Origin of the sequence: Pseudodesulfovibrio sediminis (assembly GCF_020886695.1) — a bacterium.
GTDB lineage: Bacteria > Desulfobacterota > Desulfovibrionia > Desulfovibrionales > Desulfovibrionaceae > Pseudodesulfovibrio > Pseudodesulfovibrio sediminis.
In genome coordinates this window covers 1,106,613-1,122,037 of the sequence record NZ_AP024485.1, presented here as the reverse complement: position 1 = coordinate 1,122,037, position 15,425 = coordinate 1,106,613, and the positions used below count along the sequence as shown (strand labels likewise).

The window sequence follows — 15,425 nt, the reverse complement described above, 5'->3', positions numbered from 1 at the left end:
GGGGTGCGCTTTTCTATCGTGCGTTATCATCTGGGAGGGTGTGTGAGCGACCAAGTCACTACGTTAAAAGAACTTTTCGATACGTCCATCGAAAAGCATGCGGACAGGATTGCCCTTGGCATTGTGGGCGGTGAAAAGATTACGTATGCGGAATACGCCAAGCTTGTCAGTGATCTGCAAACGGTCTTTCAGGGATTGGGCGTCAAGCCTGGTGACAAGGTTGCCATCATCAGTGAGAACATGCCCAACTGGGCAATCACGTATTTTGCCATCACCACCATGGGCGCCATCGTCGTTCCCATCCTTCAGGAATTTCATCCCAGTGCCGTGCACCACATCCTGCGCCATTCCGAATCCAGGCTGGTTGTTTCGTCCAAGCGATACCTTCATAAGGTCGAAGGGGATGACGACGCCTTTCCCAAGCTCAAGACCATCATGGTCATGAACGATTTTTCCATTGAGAACGAGGAAGGTTCGGCGACTCCCTATTCCGAGGCGCTTGAACATGCCAGGGCCCGTTTCGAGCAATTGGGCGAGGCGGCAAAGGGGCGCATGGAGCAGTTCAGTGAGGCCGCTCGTGAAAAGCTCAGCGATCTGGCTCGGGAGAAAGTGGACAAGATCAGCGATACGGCCAGAAAGCAGGTGGATAAACTCAGTGATTCCGCGCGCAAGTTCATTGATCGCAAGGGTGACAAGAGCTTTGAGCTGACCGAGGAAAGTGTGGCCGCCATCCTGTATACGTCCGGCACAACCGGGCACTCCAAGGGCGTGGTGCTGACCCACAAGAACCTGGTGTCCAACTGCAAGAACGGTATCAGGGCCATCCCTGTTCTCAAAACGGACCGTTTCATCTCCGTTCTCCCAATGGCACATACCTATGAGTGTTCGCTGGGCGTCATTATTCCGACCCATTGCGGCAGTTCCGTGTATTACCTTGAGAAACCGCCGACTCCGAGGACGTTGCTGCCAGCCATGCAGGAGATCAAGCCCACTATCATGAATGTGGTACCGCTTATCATCGAGAAAATTTACAAGAATCGGATCAAGCGCAAGCTCAATTCGTCGAACATGACACGGGGACTGATGAAAATCGGGCTGACCCGTCGCAAGCTCTCGCAGGTGGCCGGCTCCAAGCTTATCGAGGCCTTTGGTGGCGAGCTGCGGTGTCTGTGTATCGGTGGCGCTCCTTTGGCCCCGGATGTGGAATCGTTCCTTACGGACGCCAATTTCCCCTATGCTCTCGGGTACGGCATGACCGAAGCTGCTCCGCTTCTGGCCGGAACCGAGCCGGGTAAACAAACCTTGCGTGGTATCGGACCGGAGATTCCCGGGGTGCATATCAAGATAGATAACCCGGACCCGGAAACGGGCGAGGGCGAAGTGCTGGCAAAGGGTGATAATATCATGCTGGAGTATTACAAGGCTCCCATGGATACGGCGGAAACCTTCACCGAAGACGGCTGGCTCAAGACCGGCGATCTCGGCAAGATCGTGGATGGCTGCCTTTTCCTCAAGGGACGGCTCAAGAATGTGATCATCGGTCCCAGTGGTGAGAATATCTATCCTGAAGAGGTGGAGTCCATCATTAACACCTGTGACCATGTGCTTGAATCCATGGTGTACGAGCGCAACGGACAAGTGGTGGCCCGCATCCATCTCAACTATGAAACCCTGGATGAGTTGTTCTCTTCCAAAAAACTGATCGAGTCTGAAGTAAGGGTCAAGGTGCAGGAAATACTGGAGGACATCCGGCAGAAGGTGAACAGCCAGGTTTCCACATTCGCCAAAATCATCCGGGTTATCGAACAGGTCGAACCGTTCGAGAAAACCCCTACCCAGAAAATCAAGCGCTTTATCTATCTGGATAACTAGACGCAACGAGACCAATAAAAAAAAGGCGCGCCATATACGGTGCGCCTTTTTTTGTTGGGTATGGTGAGGTTATTCTACGTCAGCCGCCACGCGCATGGTGATGATCTTGTCCGGATTACTGACCATGCCGCTCTGGCCGATGCCTTTCTTGATCTTGTCCACGAACTCCATTCCGCTGACGACCTGTCCCCAGACAGTGTATTGGCCGTCCAGAAAATGGGACGGAGCAAAGCAGATAAAGAACTGGGAGTCTCCGCTGTCCGGGCTTTGAGCACGGGCCATGCCCACTGTGCCGCGATTAAACGGCTCCTGGGAGAATTCGGCAGGCAGGTTCTGGCCGGAACCGCCTCTGCCTGTGCCGGTGGGGTCACCGGTCTGGGCCATGAATCCGTCGATGACACGGTGGAACAGGATGCCGTCATAAAAATTCATGCGCACCAGTTCCTTAATCCGGGCCACATGTTTGGGGGCCAGATCCGGGCGGAGTTCAATGACCACCTGCCCGTCTTTCAGGTCCAGGTACAGCGTGTTTTCGGGGTCGGCTGCCAACGTGGAAGAGACGGTCAGCAGCGTAAAAAGTGTGAGGGCCAGAAGTGCCTTCAAAGTCGGTTTCATTGATCTTTCCATTAAATGTTAAAGGTTGACGAAATTTTCCTGGCCGTTTGTGGCGGCCTGGATCAAAAAATTAAGATGCACTGGCAGGCATTTGGTCAGGCAATAGGTGTCCAGAATGGTTTGCCGTGCGTTCTGTCGGATGGGGGTGAGTTCTTCCTGGCGTTTGAGAGCGTCGATTGTCGTGGCGGCTATGTTTTCCGGGGAATGGAAGTCCACGAGCAGGCCGTTTTCATTGTCGCGGATGACCTCACGCACTGGCTCGGTGTCGGATGCCACCAGCAGACACCCGCAGGACATGGCTTCAAGCATGGACCAGGAAAGCACAAAGGGCCATGTCAGATACACGTGGGCCGATGACGCGTGCAGGACCTGCTTGTATTTGCCATAGGGCAGCGGGCCGGTGAAGTGGACGCGGCTCTCGTCCAGATCGACCTTGCTCTTCATCAGTTCCACATAGGACTGACATTGGCCTTCTTGTGGATGGGGGCTGTAGCAGATCCTGTCTTCGCCAACGATAAGCACGTGGCAGTCCGGTCTGGCGTCAAGGATGGCCGGGAGTGATTCGTAGAACTGGGGGAATCCCCGGTATGGTTCCATCCCCCGCGAGCAGTAGGTCACCAGCTCCTTGGCGCCGGTCAGGTCCGTGTTGGGCAGATTGAGTTCGCTTATGGGCAGCGGGCCGTCCGGAAGCGGGGCAAAGTATTTGGTGTTGATGCCGTCGTGAATGGGAGTGATCTTGGATTGGAACTCCTGCGGAAATTGTTCGCGTTGCCATGCGGTCGGGGTGATGCCCATATCGCAGGAGACGAGATCGTGCAGGATCGGGGTGTTGCGGGTTCTGAGCTGGGCAAGACGAAGGTCGGACCGGGGCTTGCCGTCAAAAAGGGTCTCAGGGCTATCCGCGTTGTAGTACCATTCAAAATAGCTGATGAGGGGAGCGTCCGGAAAAACGTCGCGTAAAAAAAGTGTTTGCCCCCAGCCGGAGTGCCCAAGGATCACGTCCGGTATGAAACCGCGTCGTTTCAGCTCCTGACAAAGCTTGATCATGGCTGCGCCGTCCCTGATGTTGACATCAACAGTGCGGGCAAGTGGATGCACCTGTTCCGTATCGGCTTTGGCAGGAGTGAAGACGGCCTTGGTAATTCCGGGAATATGCCACTCTCGACGCAGAGTCTTGGTGGCAAAAACTACCTGGGTATCTTTGCGGTGTCCGAGGAATTCGGCGATATGGCGGAACTGAGCTGGAAAATTGTTGTGAGCAATAAGTACGCGCATATGGTGTCCTTGGTGGTGCAGCTCTCAGTGGTGTTTATTATTGGGAGGGGATTCGTCCAGGCAACGTGAAATGTAGCCGTGCAGTTCCTTGCGGTCGAGAGGTTTGGCCGTGAACAGGGTCGCGCCGAGTTTGAGCAGGTTGGATATTTCGCCAATCCCGACGACTGCCGACATGATTATGATGGGCAGATCCATGAACTTGAGATCGCCACGAAGGGTCTTGATAAGCTGTTGGCCGTCCATCTCCGGCATCATGATGTCGGTGAGGAGCAGGTCAATGTCATTGGACATGAGGGTCTCATAGGCGTGTTTGCCGTGAGGGCTGACAATGGCTATGTGTCCGAGTTCTTCAACAATTTTGACTGCGACTCGTTGCGAGATTTTGTCGTCTTCGGCAATCAGTATTTTGGCCATATTCACCCTTTCTCTCTCTCTTTGTGTCGTCGGTAGAGCTGAAAACCTCTGACAGTATGAACGGTTAGGTTTGATTATCGAGGCTAATTTACCTGTTCGCTTGAAAAAGTAAAGGGGCTGATTTTATTTACAGGGCTCTTCCGTGTGCCGTTGAGCCGCGTTCAGCTCCTTTGGGAGTCGAACGCGGCCGGGGTTTAGATTTTCTCAATATGCATTGAGTCGCCGAATTCACAGGTGACCTTGTAGTTGCCGGAGCTGGTCTGGACTGTGAAGTCGTTGCCAGGGAACAGGGTACAGGCCGCGTTGAATCCGTCGTTGACCATGATGTCCTTGGCTTCCCCATTGGATTCGAAGCGAACGGTTGTTCCGTCGGCAAGGGAAATCAGTTCACCATGATGAACATCCAGAGGCAGATCGGCTTCAGTAAATGTTGACATATATCCTCCTTATAAAATGGAAAGGTATCCCCCATACTTCTCCCAATACACACAAATGATAAAAAGGGGTAGTAAAATCGGTTGTCACCATATGCGGGGCTGGTTTTCATATCCCAACTGATGTATGGAACGGAACAGGAGAAAACTGAGGTGAATTCGACCATTCTTGTTGTCGACAGCGACGATTCAATACGCACCGTGATCCAGGATATTCTCTCTGCAAAGGGATATCGCGTGGAGACCGCTTCCAGCATGGCTTCGGCTTCGGCTTTTCTTGCCCGGCAGGAGACGGATCTGGTCTTTGTGGCAGAAGCGCTGCTCAACGGGGATTCCGGGACGTTCGCCTTTGACGGAAAAGCTGTCCCCTTTGTCCTGGTGGTGGCGCAATCCTGCGCTGCCCCGGTAGACGCTGTCAGGGAGAGCGGTGCACTGACCTACATTAAGTTGCCCGTAGATCGGAATCGACTTGAAATGATAGCCGCAGAAGGTGTTGCCGTCGGCAGGCTCCTTGTTGCCCAGGCTGTTCAGGCCAAAGAAATCGCTCGTGCAAACAGTGTCGTTTCAACCGTTTTCGAGGCGGATGACGGCGGATACTTCCTGCTGGACAGTGATGCCATCGTCATGGACACCGGTGGCGACCCTATTCCTTTTATTGACAGCCAGCATGTCCGATTGGTCGGCAGGCCCTATTTGTCCATTCTTTCGGGACCATCGGTCAAGACGCATGCCGCGGGCATTGCCAAGGTCAGAGCCAACGGCAAGGCGTTTCGGTTTCAGGAAAAACGGGCCATGGGCGATGTTGAAGTCCGCATTAAACCCATACCTCTGGACGATGAGCTTGTTGGTTTTGTGATTCGAATGCGGGATGTGACCTCCTTTGAACAGGACGAGAACAGGCTGGTTGAGAGCGAGAAACAGTACCGGAGTGTTTTCGACGGTGCCCAGGACCCGATCGTGCTCATTGATCGAAAGAGCGGGGCGCTGATCACAGCCAATGGCGCGGCATCCAGAGCCACGGGCTATGCGTTTGAAGAGATGCAGGGCCTGACCCTGTATGAGCTGGTCGTTTACCCGGACAGAACCATGCAGGCCGTTGGCAATGGGGTCAAACGGATCGCTTTCGAATACTTCAGGCGCAAGGATGGATCATCGTTTCCGGTGGAGCTCTCCCTGAGCTATTTCAGTGACGCAGGGCGAGAGGTGGGGATCATGTATGCCCAGGATATTTCGCGGCGTCAGGTGGTTGAGGAAGCGCTGCGCGAAGGCGCTCGTCTCTATCGGGCCGTGGTCGAAGACCAGACCGAACTGATTTACCGCTATAGCCCTGAGGGTAAGCTGACCTTCGTGAACGAGACCTATGCGCGATTCTTCGGGCAGGATGCGGATGACGCTCTGGGTACAGACTCTTTTGCCGGACTGAGTGCCAAGAACAAAAGGGACCTTAGAGGTTGGCTCTCCCGGGCTGAAGCAAAGAATGCCGTCTACGACATGGAGATTCAACTTGTTCGTGGTGACGGGGAGGAACGCTGGATTCACTGGACGCATAGGGTTGTGCTCAATGAGCGGCAGGAGGTCAGTGAGATTCAGGCCGTTGGGCGTGACGTGACAGAGCGCAAGGCCGCGGAGACGGCTCTTAACAAGGCTAATATGGAAAAGGAGCAGTACCGACTTAACCTCATTGCCACCTTCAAATCCATCCCGGACGCCATTCTCACAGTGGATAATTCGTTGATCATCATGGCTTCAAACCGTGCCGCCGCCCGGCTGTTCGATTACGACAAGGGACGCATGCGGGGCCTTGATCTGCAGGAGCTGGTCGGTGATGAGGGGAATCCGTGTCTGGGCGTACTCAAACAGGTCCTCAGGACGAACAAGGCGGTTCGGGGATACGAAATCGAGCTGGATACGCCAGCCATGGGCGCACGCATGGTGGAGGTCAACTGTTCACCGCTCATCGATCAGGACAAGCAGCACATCGGGGCGGTCCTCATCGTTCGCGACGTTTCCCATATCGTTGATCTGGAAAAGCAGTTGCAAAAACGGCAGGGGTTCAGGGGGATCGTTGGCAGCAGTTCGGCCATGCAGGACATGTATCAGCTGCTGGAGCAGCTTTCCTCATTGGATTCCATTGTTCTGATTCTTGGAGAATCCGGTACCGGTAAGGAGCTGGTGGCCGAGGCCCTGCACTATGGCGGTTCCAGGGCGGGCAAGCCGCTCATCAAGGTCAACTGTTCCGCGCTGTCGGAAAGTCTGCTGGAGTCCGAGCTGTTCGGTCATGTTCGCGGCGCCTTTACCGGTGCCGTTCGGGACAAGGTCGGCCGTATTCAGGCAGCCCAGGGCGGCACCCTGTTTCTTGATGAAATAGGCGATATTTCTCCTTTGCTTCAATTGAAGCTGCTTCGTTTTCTGGAGCAAAAGGAATACGAACGGGTGGGTGAATCCAGGACCTACTCGGCAGATGTGCGCATCATCGCCGCCACCAATGTCAATCTGCTGGAGTCCATCCGGCAGGGCGCGTTCCGCGAGGATCTGTATTATCGGCTCAACGTCATGCCTGTGACATTGCCGCCATTGCGCGACAGGCAGGCGGATATTCCCACGCTCGTCGAACACTTTCTTTCGTATTTTTCCGAGCACTTCAACAAGCCGTTTGACGGTGTCTCCACTGAGGTCATGGACCTGTTCATGTCCTATCCGTGGCCGGGCAATGTACGCGAACTGCGTCATACCTTGGAGCACGCCTGCATATTATCTCCGGGGAAGATCATTTCCATGGAACATCTCAGAAAAGACCTGGTTACCCAGATGCAGAGTCCTCCCATACAGAGTCAGCCGGAGTTTTTCTCTCCGTCGTTCATTCAGGCTCCGCCGGCCACCCCCAAACCGACCAAGGGTGCCATTCTGACTGCGCTGCAACAGTGCGGCGGCAACAAAGCCCGTGCCGCGAGAATGGTGGGTATCCATCGCGCAACGCTCTATCGCAAGCTCAAAGCCTGGGGCCTCGACGGCTGAGTTGCGGTTTTCCTTCTTTTCAGCTCTGTATTTATAACGGATATAACACATTGATTTGATGCAATGTCGTTTTTCAGTTGGTACGGTGTGCATATGGTGGTGATAATGTATGCGTACGGGTTGTGATGATTCTGGAGAGCGTTGTATGGTAAAAACCTTGGAACCACAGGCTTTTGACATTGAGCTTCAAAGCGGCAGTGAACCGTTTGTGGTGGCCTTCCTCAAGCGTAATGAGCGGTTTGCCGAACAGCGTAAGGTTTTGGCTCAGGTGGAAAAATCCAATGGCGATCGGGTGCGGTGCTTTCTGTTTGATGTCGATTATCTCCCCACGGCCATGGATCGTTTCGCTGTCAATGGGACTCCCACTTTTCTGCTTTTTGAGCAGGGCAAAGAGATTGACCGCCTGATTGGTGAGTCTGATGGAGAGACCCTGGATGAATTTATCAGGAGTGCCATCGGTGAATAATTGAGGGCGGTTGCAAGCAGTCTGATAGGGTTTGGGCCGGGTTACCTGCACTGTGTGGGGCCCGGCCATTTTTATGGAGCACACTTTACTCGACTCAAATCGATCTTTATTTTACTGAAGAGCCTTCGCTCCCACTAATCCGTGAGAAAAATTCAATGACCAAGTGTTCTACTCGTTCGTCCCAGCCCTTCCCGGCGCGGTTGCAGGTGGAAGTGACCACCCGATGCAATATGCGTTGTTCCATGTGTTTCAAGTTCGCGCCCGATAGTGAGATCCCTGAATTGGATCTTGATCTGGCGACCTTCAAGCGGTTGAAACCGGCCCTTGAAAAGTGTGAAGCCCTGGTTCTGTCCGGTATCGGGGAGCCTTTGCTCAACCCGGAGTTGGCCGATATGGCGGCGTTTGCCAGGCAGGTCATGCCTGAAAACGGGTGGATCGGTTTTCAGACAAACGGATTGCTCATGACCGAAGAACGGGCCGATTCATTGATCCGGTCCGGTGTGGACACCTTTTGCATTTCCGTGGATTCACTCAAACCATGCACCACGGAAAGCGGTGAGCTGCACGGCGAGGTCCATGTTGACAGGTTGGTGCGGACCTTTGATCAGCTCAAGGTTGCGGGCAGGACTCATGGACGGGCTCTCAAGTTGGGGGTCGAGTTCGTGTTGATGGCCGACACGGTCGCGCAGTTGCCGGATGTGGTTCGCTGGGCCGGAGAGCAGGAGTGTGATTTCGTTATTGTCTCACACGTCTTGGTTCATGACGAGTCTTTGCATGCCCAATCGCTTTTCAACCCGAATCCACCGTCAGTGACCGCCCTGTTTGATGAATGGCAGGCAAAAGCGCAGGCAGAGGGGCTGGACATGCATGACCAGGAGGGGCTGGCGTGGAAATTCATCAAGACGCCGAAGCAGAAACGGTTGAGCGAACTGGTCAGGGAATTTCGGGCAACGGCGTTGAAAGATGGCTCCTGGGTGCATCTGGGGCATCTGCTGGAATGGGATAAGCGGGAATTATCCGGTGCCAACGAAGCGGTGCGACAGATCTGCGCCAAGGCCGAACATCTGGCTTCGGAGCTGGGAATCGAAATGCGCATGCCGCCGCTCATGGCGCAGGATGAACGACGGTGCGGGTTCATGGAAGACAGCGTGGCGTTCGTGACCAGCGAGGGCGATGTCAGCCCGTGTCAGTTTCTGTGGCACCAGTACTCCTGTCAGTTGGATGGCGGAAAGAAAATCATCAAGCCGTGGAAGTTCGGCAATATTCGGGAACAGGATTTGGGCGAGATCTGGCGCTCGGAACCGTATGCCGGATTCCGTGAAGAAGCGTTGAAATACGAGTATCCCTACTGCTCCAACTGTCCCTTTGTTCCCTGTGACGATATCACCGGCACGGTCTACGATTTTGAATATGACTGCCTGGGTGTGACCATCCCCTGCGGCCACTGCCTGTGGTGCATGGGCGGGTTGCAGTGCTTGTTGTAAAGCGGCCCTAGTGCTGGCCTGACTGGACACCGCGAGCGCGAGCCACGGTCTCCATGGCGTCGGCGACACGGCCAAGGGCCTGATGGATACGCGCCAGAGCCAGGAAGTTTTCTCCCCGATACTCTGTTTCCGAGGCCCTGATGAACAGCGGATAGGCCTCCTCAATGGGACCCGCGTTGTCGAGACCGGCGCCTGTTGCGGTCATGACCTGCCCCATATGGCGCAACCGTTTGCCCCAGATTCGGTCCTTTCTTTCAGGGTCGGCTTCAAGGCATTCATTGTTCCTCATGTAAATGGCGACAATGGTATCCAGTATTTCGTGCGCATAGTACTCCTGCACACTTGATCCTGTTCCCTGCTCGAAATATCTGCCGGTGGTTTCGGCGATATGAACTAAATCCGTGTGCATGGCGAGTCTGATAAACAAATCCCATTCTGCCAGCAGAGAGAGGGATTCTTCGAATCCTCCCGTTTTTTCCAGACATTCCCTGCGGTGACTCATGCACAGCGTGGGGATGTAGTTGCCGGCCAGGAGGTCGTCAGCCGAATACTCCCGGGAAAAGACCACTTCCGTTTCCTCTGAAATATTGTGATCCCGATCTTCGGTGACAATGGTGCGCTCGGCATCAGAGTAGACGGCCTGAATATGGGGGGCGTTCTCATAGGCCTTCGCGTGGACGGCGAGATGGTCGGGGGAATACAGATCATCGTCATCGAGATAGGCGATGACTTGACCGCGCGCTTCAGCCAGCCCGCGATTCCTTGCAGCCGCCGGGCCAGTCTTGGTCGGGCCGGTGAGCAGATTCATGGCAATTCCGGCCTCGGCCAGTCCTGATTCACTGACACAGTCGGTTATATCCTGTTTGCCGTCGTTGATGAGCACGACTTCAAAATCCGTGAACGTTTGTTGCTGCAAGCTCGACAACGCTTTCGTCAGGTCGCGAGGGCGATCACAGGTGGGTACTATAACGGAAAAAAATGGAACCTTATTTGTCATGGTGATGCGCTTGCCTTGAGTAGAAGTATGGGGCTGACGCGCTCTGTCATGCGCGTAGTACTTTTGGCAACCCTTACGCAAAAAGGGGGGTGAAGTAAAATCGCTCACCGGATTTTTGGAGCGCAAAGGGGAGGTTAGAACGGCAGCGCGCCATGCTCCCAGAGAATTTTGATACCAATGGCAATAAGGACGATACCGCCCGCCAGTTCGGAGAATTTGCCGATGCGTTCGGCTTTGGCGGCGGTCTTGCCGAGTTGGAGGCCGACAACGGTGAAGAGCGCGGCCACAACACCGATGATAAAGGCGGGCCACCAGACCGAGATGCCCAGCATGGCCAGACTGAGCCCCACGGCAAGGGCGTCGATGCTGGTAGCGATGGAGAGTATGATCAGCGTTTTCCCTCTGGTCGGATCGCAGACCTCTGCCTCCTCTTCCTGAAAGGATTCCCGAATCATGTTGCCGCCGATATAGCCGAGCAGCACAAAGGCGATCCAGTGATCATAGGCTTCAATGTATTGACTGACAGTGCTGCCCATGTACCACCCGAGGATCGGCATGAGCGCCTGAAACAACCCGAAGTGCCACGCCAGACGAAACGTCTGTCGGCGGCTCACACATTTGAGCGTCACGCCACTGGCAATGGAAACAGCAAAAGCGTCCATGGCCAGGGCAATGGCAATGACAATAAGTTCAGTCGGCCCCATTTCAATTCCTGTTCAGTGTTGAAGCCACCTGATAGCCGGACTGCCTGTAATAGACAAGGTGTTTTGAGAGGAGTGAAGTGGGCTTTGGCAATGGTTACCAGTTTGTTTCATACCAGATGGTACCATTTATACGCGTATATCACTGGCGTCACGCCGCCTGTGAAGCATGCGTCTTCAGCTGATTTTATCGTGAATGCCATAGCGGAACATGAAGCCGCGCAGGTGCGGGCTAAACGTGACTGGCTGTTGGCCGAATCTGACTGGACGCAACTTGCAGATTGTCCAATTGATGAGGTTGATAGGCTGGTGTGGTTTGAGTATCGCGCCGAATTGCGCGACGTGCACCAGCAGGGAGGGTTCCCAGGGGTAGTGGATTGGCCGGAGATACCGGAGTAAGTGGCGTTTAAATTTGTGTTGTGGGTCAAAACGTGAAAAACTGACCCATAAAGCACAAAAAAGACTTAGCCTATTCGACTAAGTCTTTGATTTTCTTGGTGGAGACGAAGAGATTTGAACTCTCGACTTCTACCTTGCGAAGGTAGCACTCTCCCAACTGAGTTACGTCCCCAGGATGATGGAGTTACTTACTCCGTTTTTTCTGTGGTTACAAGCCTTATAGGCTGAGAGCTGTGAGGATTGTTTCCACGCGGTTGGCGTAGGTGTGATCCTGCAGGATGCACTCTCTCCATGCGGCGCGGAGCTCTTGCTTGGTTTCTGTTTCCTGACGGTACTGCAGGAAGAGGTCTCGTATCTCGTCTGGTTTGGTGTAGCGGATGGGGTCGACCAGCTCGTCTGGGAAGATCTGGAGGCCGGGGTTGGCGTCCGTGATCAGGAATCCGCCTGCACACCAGACGTCGAAGTGGCGCTGGGTGAGGCCTGCCGGAAGCTGCATGCCCGTGGCGTTCAGGGTGACCGATGCGGATCGGTAGATGGCGGGCAGGTGGTCATAATAGTCCACCGGGCCGCGCACCTCGGCGCGGTCGTTGTCGAGCGCCTGCCAGCCTGTGTCTCCGAAAATAACAATGGGGCCAGCCGATTCGAGGCACACCTTTTTCCAATGCTTGCCTGCCCATTCCGCTCCTGCGCCGATTTGTCGGATGGCGTTGCCGGGCCACGGGGGGAGCGTCTTGAGTTGCTCTGTCCACCAATGAAAATCGTATCGCTTTTCATGGGGATGGTTTTTGATTGTTGTCATTTGATCTGCCGGTACGGTGAGGCCTGCAAAGAATTTGTCTTTGTCCGGGAACGCCGACCGGCCCACGAACACGAGCCTGTCTTCAAGGCCGTGGCCGTGTTGCGGCAACTCCCCGCCGGTTTCGAACAGTTCTCGGGATGTGCCCAGCGGGAGATGGGTCACCCATTTGGCCCCGGTGTTGATGAGCGGGCCGATGAAGGTGTGGTCCGTGACAAAGAGACGGGCGTTTTTCCAGTAGAGGGCCTTGACGGAGGTGAGCAGGTTGAACGGGTTGTCCACCAGCCAGATGGCGACCTCGGCACCGGCCTCTTTGAGGATGGTGTATCCCAGCCCGAAATGGTCGAGGCCCTTGAAATTGACGGAGAGGAAGAGGTCGGGAACGCCTTCCTGCAAGATTTCAGGCAGGGTGTTGCCGGGATGTTTGCCGAGCTGTACATGGTCGATCATGGTGACCGAGTAGCCCGCATCCCTGAACGCCTGAGCCAGCTCCCGCCCCAACAGATCTGTGTCGGACGTGGGAATCCATACTGTTTTGTTCAGGCGGGGCAACTCCTTGTCGCCCAGCGTGATGCGGGCAGTGAGCGGCCCGAAGTCCGTGGGAAAGGCGCGCTGTACCGGCAGGTAGCGAACCACATGCGCGTTGGCAGCGGAGTCGCGGGTGAATTCTTCTGGAGTGATGCGTTGAAAATTTTCCGGCAGCCGGGGTTCCCAGTCTTTCACCTGATCGATGAAGGCCTGACTTTCGAGGAAAAAAATAATTTCATCGTTGGGGAGATCAAACCATTCCGGCACTTTATCCGGCTCTGGGCCGAGCCCGAGAAAGACCACTGGTGCGTCGTCCAGGGTTTTGTTGACGCGCCATTCGAATTGCTCCGGGGTGGCGGGCATGGTTTTTTTCATGCCGATTTCATCTATAATCGACACATGATTGGGTCTGGGCATGGCTCTTTGCTTGGCTTTTTCGGCGTATTCGGCTACGAATCGCTCCACGCCTAAGGAGCGTTGCCATGAAACAATATCAGGATAAATACTTCAAACGGGCCAAAAAGGAAAACTACGCCGCGCGCTCGGTCTACAAGCTCAAGGAAATGGACAAACGGTTCCATATCTTTGCCAAGGGACAGACCGTGCTTGATCTCGGCGCAGCACCCGGTTCCTGGACCCAATTTGCCGGAGAAAAAGTCGGCAAAAGCGGGCGTGTACTCGGTGTGGATATTCAGACCACTCGTCATACCTTCCCGGATAACATAACCTTTTTGCAGGCCGATGTCTTTTCGGATTCACCGGAGCTGCTGGAGGCCATGGAACCGCTTGTGCCCTTTGACGTGATTATCAGCGACATGGCCCCCAAGACCACCGGAGTCAAGTTCGCGGACCAGGCCAATTCCCTGGAACTCTGCGAGCGAGCCTTTGAAGTGGCACTCAAATATCTGAAGAAGGGCGGCAACTTTGCGGTCAAGATATTTGAAGGCGGCGAGATCAGCGACTATCGCAACCTGATTCGTCCGTATTTTGGCAAGATCAAGAATTTCAAGCCCCATAGCTCCCGCGCCGAAAGTAAGGAAATCTTTATCGTCGCGCTTGGCTTTAAGGGCAATGATGGGTAAACAGATAGACCAACAAACGAACTTGAGTTTTATCGAGATAGCCAGGAGGAAACATGGCCGGACATAGTAAATGGGCAAATATTCAGCACCGCAAGGGACGCCAGGACGCCAAGCGCGCAAAATTTTTCACCAAAGCTGCCAAAGATATCATCCTGGCTGCCAAGGCTGGTGGCGGTAACCCTGAGGATAATTCCACGTTGCGTCTGGCCATTCAGAAGGCCAAGGCCGTGAACCTGCCCAAAGACAAGATTGAGAACGCCATCAAGAAGGGGACCGGTGAGCTGGCCGGTGGCGATATTTTCGAGATCACCTATGAAGGATACGGCCCCGGTGGCGTTGCCATGTTGGTCGAAGTCGCTTCTGACAACAAGAACCGCATTGTTGCAGAAATCCGTCACGCTTTTACCAAGTGCAATGGCAACATGGCTGAAACCGGCGCGGTTTCCTACATGTTCAACAACAAGGGCGTCATTGTTTTTGAAAAGGAAAAATACACCGAAGACGATCTCATGGAAGTGGGGCTCGAGGCCGGTGCTGATGACATTGTTGATGATGGCGAGACTTTCACCGTGTATACCGAGCCCAATGATTTCATGGCCGTACAGCAGGCCTTTACAGACGCCGAGATGGAATTTGTGTCCGCAGAATTCAATCAGGTTCCCGAAAATCTGGTGCCCGTAGATGAAGCGACCGGCAAGAAAGTCATGAATCTGTATGACACGCTTGATGACAATGACGACGTACAGAACGTCTACATGAACGCCGACTTCCCGGACGGCATGTTCGACGAAGAATAGCATGAGCGAAAAAGGCCTGATCGTTCTCGGCCTCGACCCCGGAACACGGGTGACAGGCTATGGCATTGTCCGAGAGATTTCGGGCCAGGCCGAACTCATTGAGACCGGCACTATTCGCACTCCGGTGAAAAAGGATATGTCGACCCGTCTGGGTGTCATTTTTGATCGTCTCCAGGATTTGATCCAGCAGCACGCTCCTGCAGAAGCTGCCATCGAAAATGTGTTTGTATCCAAGAACCCCTCGTCAGCCCTGAAACTCGGGCAGGCGAGGGGTGCTTGTATGGCGGCCTGCGCCACCAATGGCATCCCCATGGGCGAGTATGAACCCACGAAAGTGAAAAAGAATCTGGTCGGTGTGGGCAATGCACCCAAGTCTCAGGTGGCCTTCATGGTCGCTCATTGTCTCGGGGTGAAGAAACCGGACTGGCCGGAGGACGCCTCCGATGCCCTGGCTATCGCTATCTGTCATTTGAATGAACGGCGCATGCGCAAGCTGACCGGGATGTGATTTTCAGCCACGAAAAAGGCCTCCCCCGTGGTGTCGGGGGAG

At 54.5% G+C, this 15,425-nt stretch carries 15 protein-coding genes and 1 tRNA gene; 8 read left to right on the top strand and 8 right to left on the bottom strand.

Annotation, left to right across the window (positions count from 1 at the left end; translation table 11 throughout):
- Window positions 1–42 precede the first annotated feature (42 nt).
- Entirely contained in the window at window positions 43–1,872 is a 1,830-nt protein-coding gene (locus SRBAKS_RS05535; RefSeq protein WP_229594596.1) for an AMP-binding protein, read from the top strand.
- Window positions 1,873–1,941: 69 nt separating this feature from the next.
- On the opposite strand, the gene SRBAKS_RS05530 is transcribed toward SRBAKS_RS05535, so the two are convergent.
- From SRBAKS_RS05530 to SRBAKS_RS05515, 4 genes are all read right to left on the bottom strand, one after another.
- Window positions 1,942–2,487 carry a peptidylprolyl isomerase gene (locus tag SRBAKS_RS05530; protein WP_229594594.1) on the bottom strand — a complete coding sequence of 182 codons (546 nt, stop codon included), beginning with the start codon at window positions 2,485–2,487 and terminating at the stop codon, window positions 1,942–1,944.
- Window positions 2,488–2,505: 18 nt separating this feature from the next.
- Window positions 2,506–3,762 carry a glycosyltransferase gene (locus tag SRBAKS_RS05525; RefSeq protein WP_229594583.1) on the bottom strand — a complete coding sequence of 419 codons (1,257 nt, stop codon included), beginning with the start codon at window positions 3,760–3,762 and terminating at the stop codon, window positions 2,506–2,508.
- Window positions 3,763–3,786: 24 nt separating this feature from the next.
- Window positions 3,787–4,176 carry a response regulator gene (locus SRBAKS_RS05520; RefSeq protein ID WP_229594581.1) on the bottom strand — a complete coding sequence of 130 codons (390 nt, stop codon included), beginning with the start codon at window positions 4,174–4,176 and terminating at the stop codon, window positions 3,787–3,789.
- 194 nt (window positions 4,177–4,370) lie between these two features.
- The gene (locus SRBAKS_RS05515) at window positions 4,371–4,613 is read right to left on the bottom strand and encodes a hypothetical protein (protein WP_229594579.1); all 243 of its coding nucleotides are present in this window, start codon (window positions 4,611–4,613) and stop codon (window positions 4,371–4,373) included.
- Between the two features lie 150 nt (window positions 4,614–4,763).
- Here SRBAKS_RS05515 and SRBAKS_RS05510 point away from each other — a divergent pair, with 150 nt between their 5' ends.
- The 3 genes from SRBAKS_RS05510 to SRBAKS_RS05500 all read left to right on the top strand — a co-directional run bounded on the left by SRBAKS_RS05510 (window position 4,764) and on the right by SRBAKS_RS05500 (window position 9,575).
- Window positions 4,764–7,625 carry a sigma 54-interacting transcriptional regulator gene (locus tag SRBAKS_RS05510; protein WP_229594577.1) on the top strand — a complete coding sequence of 954 codons (2,862 nt, stop codon included), beginning with the start codon at window positions 4,764–4,766 and terminating at the stop codon, window positions 7,623–7,625.
- Between the two features lie 145 nt (window positions 7,626–7,770).
- Window positions 7,771–8,091 carry a thioredoxin family protein gene (locus tag SRBAKS_RS05505; RefSeq protein ID WP_229594575.1) on the top strand — a complete coding sequence of 107 codons (321 nt, stop codon included), beginning with the start codon at window positions 7,771–7,773 and terminating at the stop codon, window positions 8,089–8,091.
- A gap of 155 nt (window positions 8,092–8,246) precedes the next feature.
- Complete coding sequence (locus SRBAKS_RS05500) at window positions 8,247–9,575, top strand: radical SAM/SPASM family putative metalloenzyme maturase (RefSeq protein WP_229594573.1); 1,329 nt, start codon at window positions 8,247–8,249, stop codon at window positions 9,573–9,575.
- A gap of 7 nt (window positions 9,576–9,582) precedes the next feature.
- Here SRBAKS_RS05500 and SRBAKS_RS05495 read toward each other — a convergent pair whose 3' ends face one another.
- Window positions 9,583–10,572, bottom strand: coding sequence for a glycosyltransferase family A protein (locus SRBAKS_RS05495; RefSeq protein ID WP_229594571.1), 990 nt, complete (start codon window positions 10,570–10,572; stop codon window positions 9,583–9,585).
- A gap of 134 nt (window positions 10,573–10,706) precedes the next feature.
- Window positions 10,707–11,276 carry a manganese efflux pump MntP gene (locus SRBAKS_RS05490; protein ID WP_229594562.1) on the bottom strand — a complete coding sequence of 190 codons (570 nt, stop codon included), beginning with the start codon at window positions 11,274–11,276 and terminating at the stop codon, window positions 10,707–10,709.
- Between the two features lie 90 nt (window positions 11,277–11,366).
- Here SRBAKS_RS05490 and SRBAKS_RS05485 point away from each other — a divergent pair, with 90 nt between their 5' ends.
- The gene (locus tag SRBAKS_RS05485) at window positions 11,367–11,672 is read left to right on the top strand and encodes a tail fiber assembly protein (protein ID WP_229596916.1); all 306 of its coding nucleotides are present in this window, start codon (window positions 11,367–11,369) and stop codon (window positions 11,670–11,672) included.
- 96 nt (window positions 11,673–11,768) lie between these two features.
- On the opposite strand, the gene SRBAKS_RS05480 is transcribed toward SRBAKS_RS05485, so the two are convergent.
- Both SRBAKS_RS05480 and SRBAKS_RS05475 read right to left on the bottom strand, forming a co-directional pair.
- Window positions 11,769–11,844, bottom strand: a tRNA-Ala gene (locus tag SRBAKS_RS05480).
- 45 nt (window positions 11,845–11,889) lie between these two features.
- Window positions 11,890–13,413: a glycosyltransferase family protein gene (locus tag SRBAKS_RS05475; protein ID WP_229594560.1), complete on the bottom strand. Its 1,524-nt coding sequence runs from the start codon at window positions 13,411–13,413 to the stop codon at window positions 11,890–11,892.
- Between the two features lie 65 nt (window positions 13,414–13,478).
- On the opposite strand from SRBAKS_RS05475, the gene SRBAKS_RS05470 reads away from it, so the two are divergent.
- The 3 genes from SRBAKS_RS05470 to ruvC are packed head-to-tail and all read left to right on the top strand — an operon-like array spanning window position 13,479 to window position 15,383.
- Window positions 13,479–14,078, top strand: coding sequence for an RlmE family RNA methyltransferase (locus tag SRBAKS_RS05470; protein ID WP_229594558.1), 600 nt, complete (start codon window positions 13,479–13,481; stop codon window positions 14,076–14,078).
- Window positions 14,079–14,131: 53 nt separating this feature from the next.
- Entirely contained in the window at window positions 14,132–14,875 is a 744-nt protein-coding gene (locus SRBAKS_RS05465) for a YebC/PmpR family DNA-binding transcriptional regulator (RefSeq protein WP_229594556.1), read from the top strand.
- A 1-nt stretch (window position 14,876) separates the two neighbouring features.
- Entirely contained in the window at window positions 14,877–15,383 is a 507-nt protein-coding gene (gene ruvC / locus SRBAKS_RS05460) for a crossover junction endodeoxyribonuclease RuvC (protein ID WP_229594554.1), read from the top strand.
- Window positions 15,384–15,425: the final 42 nt, after the last annotated feature.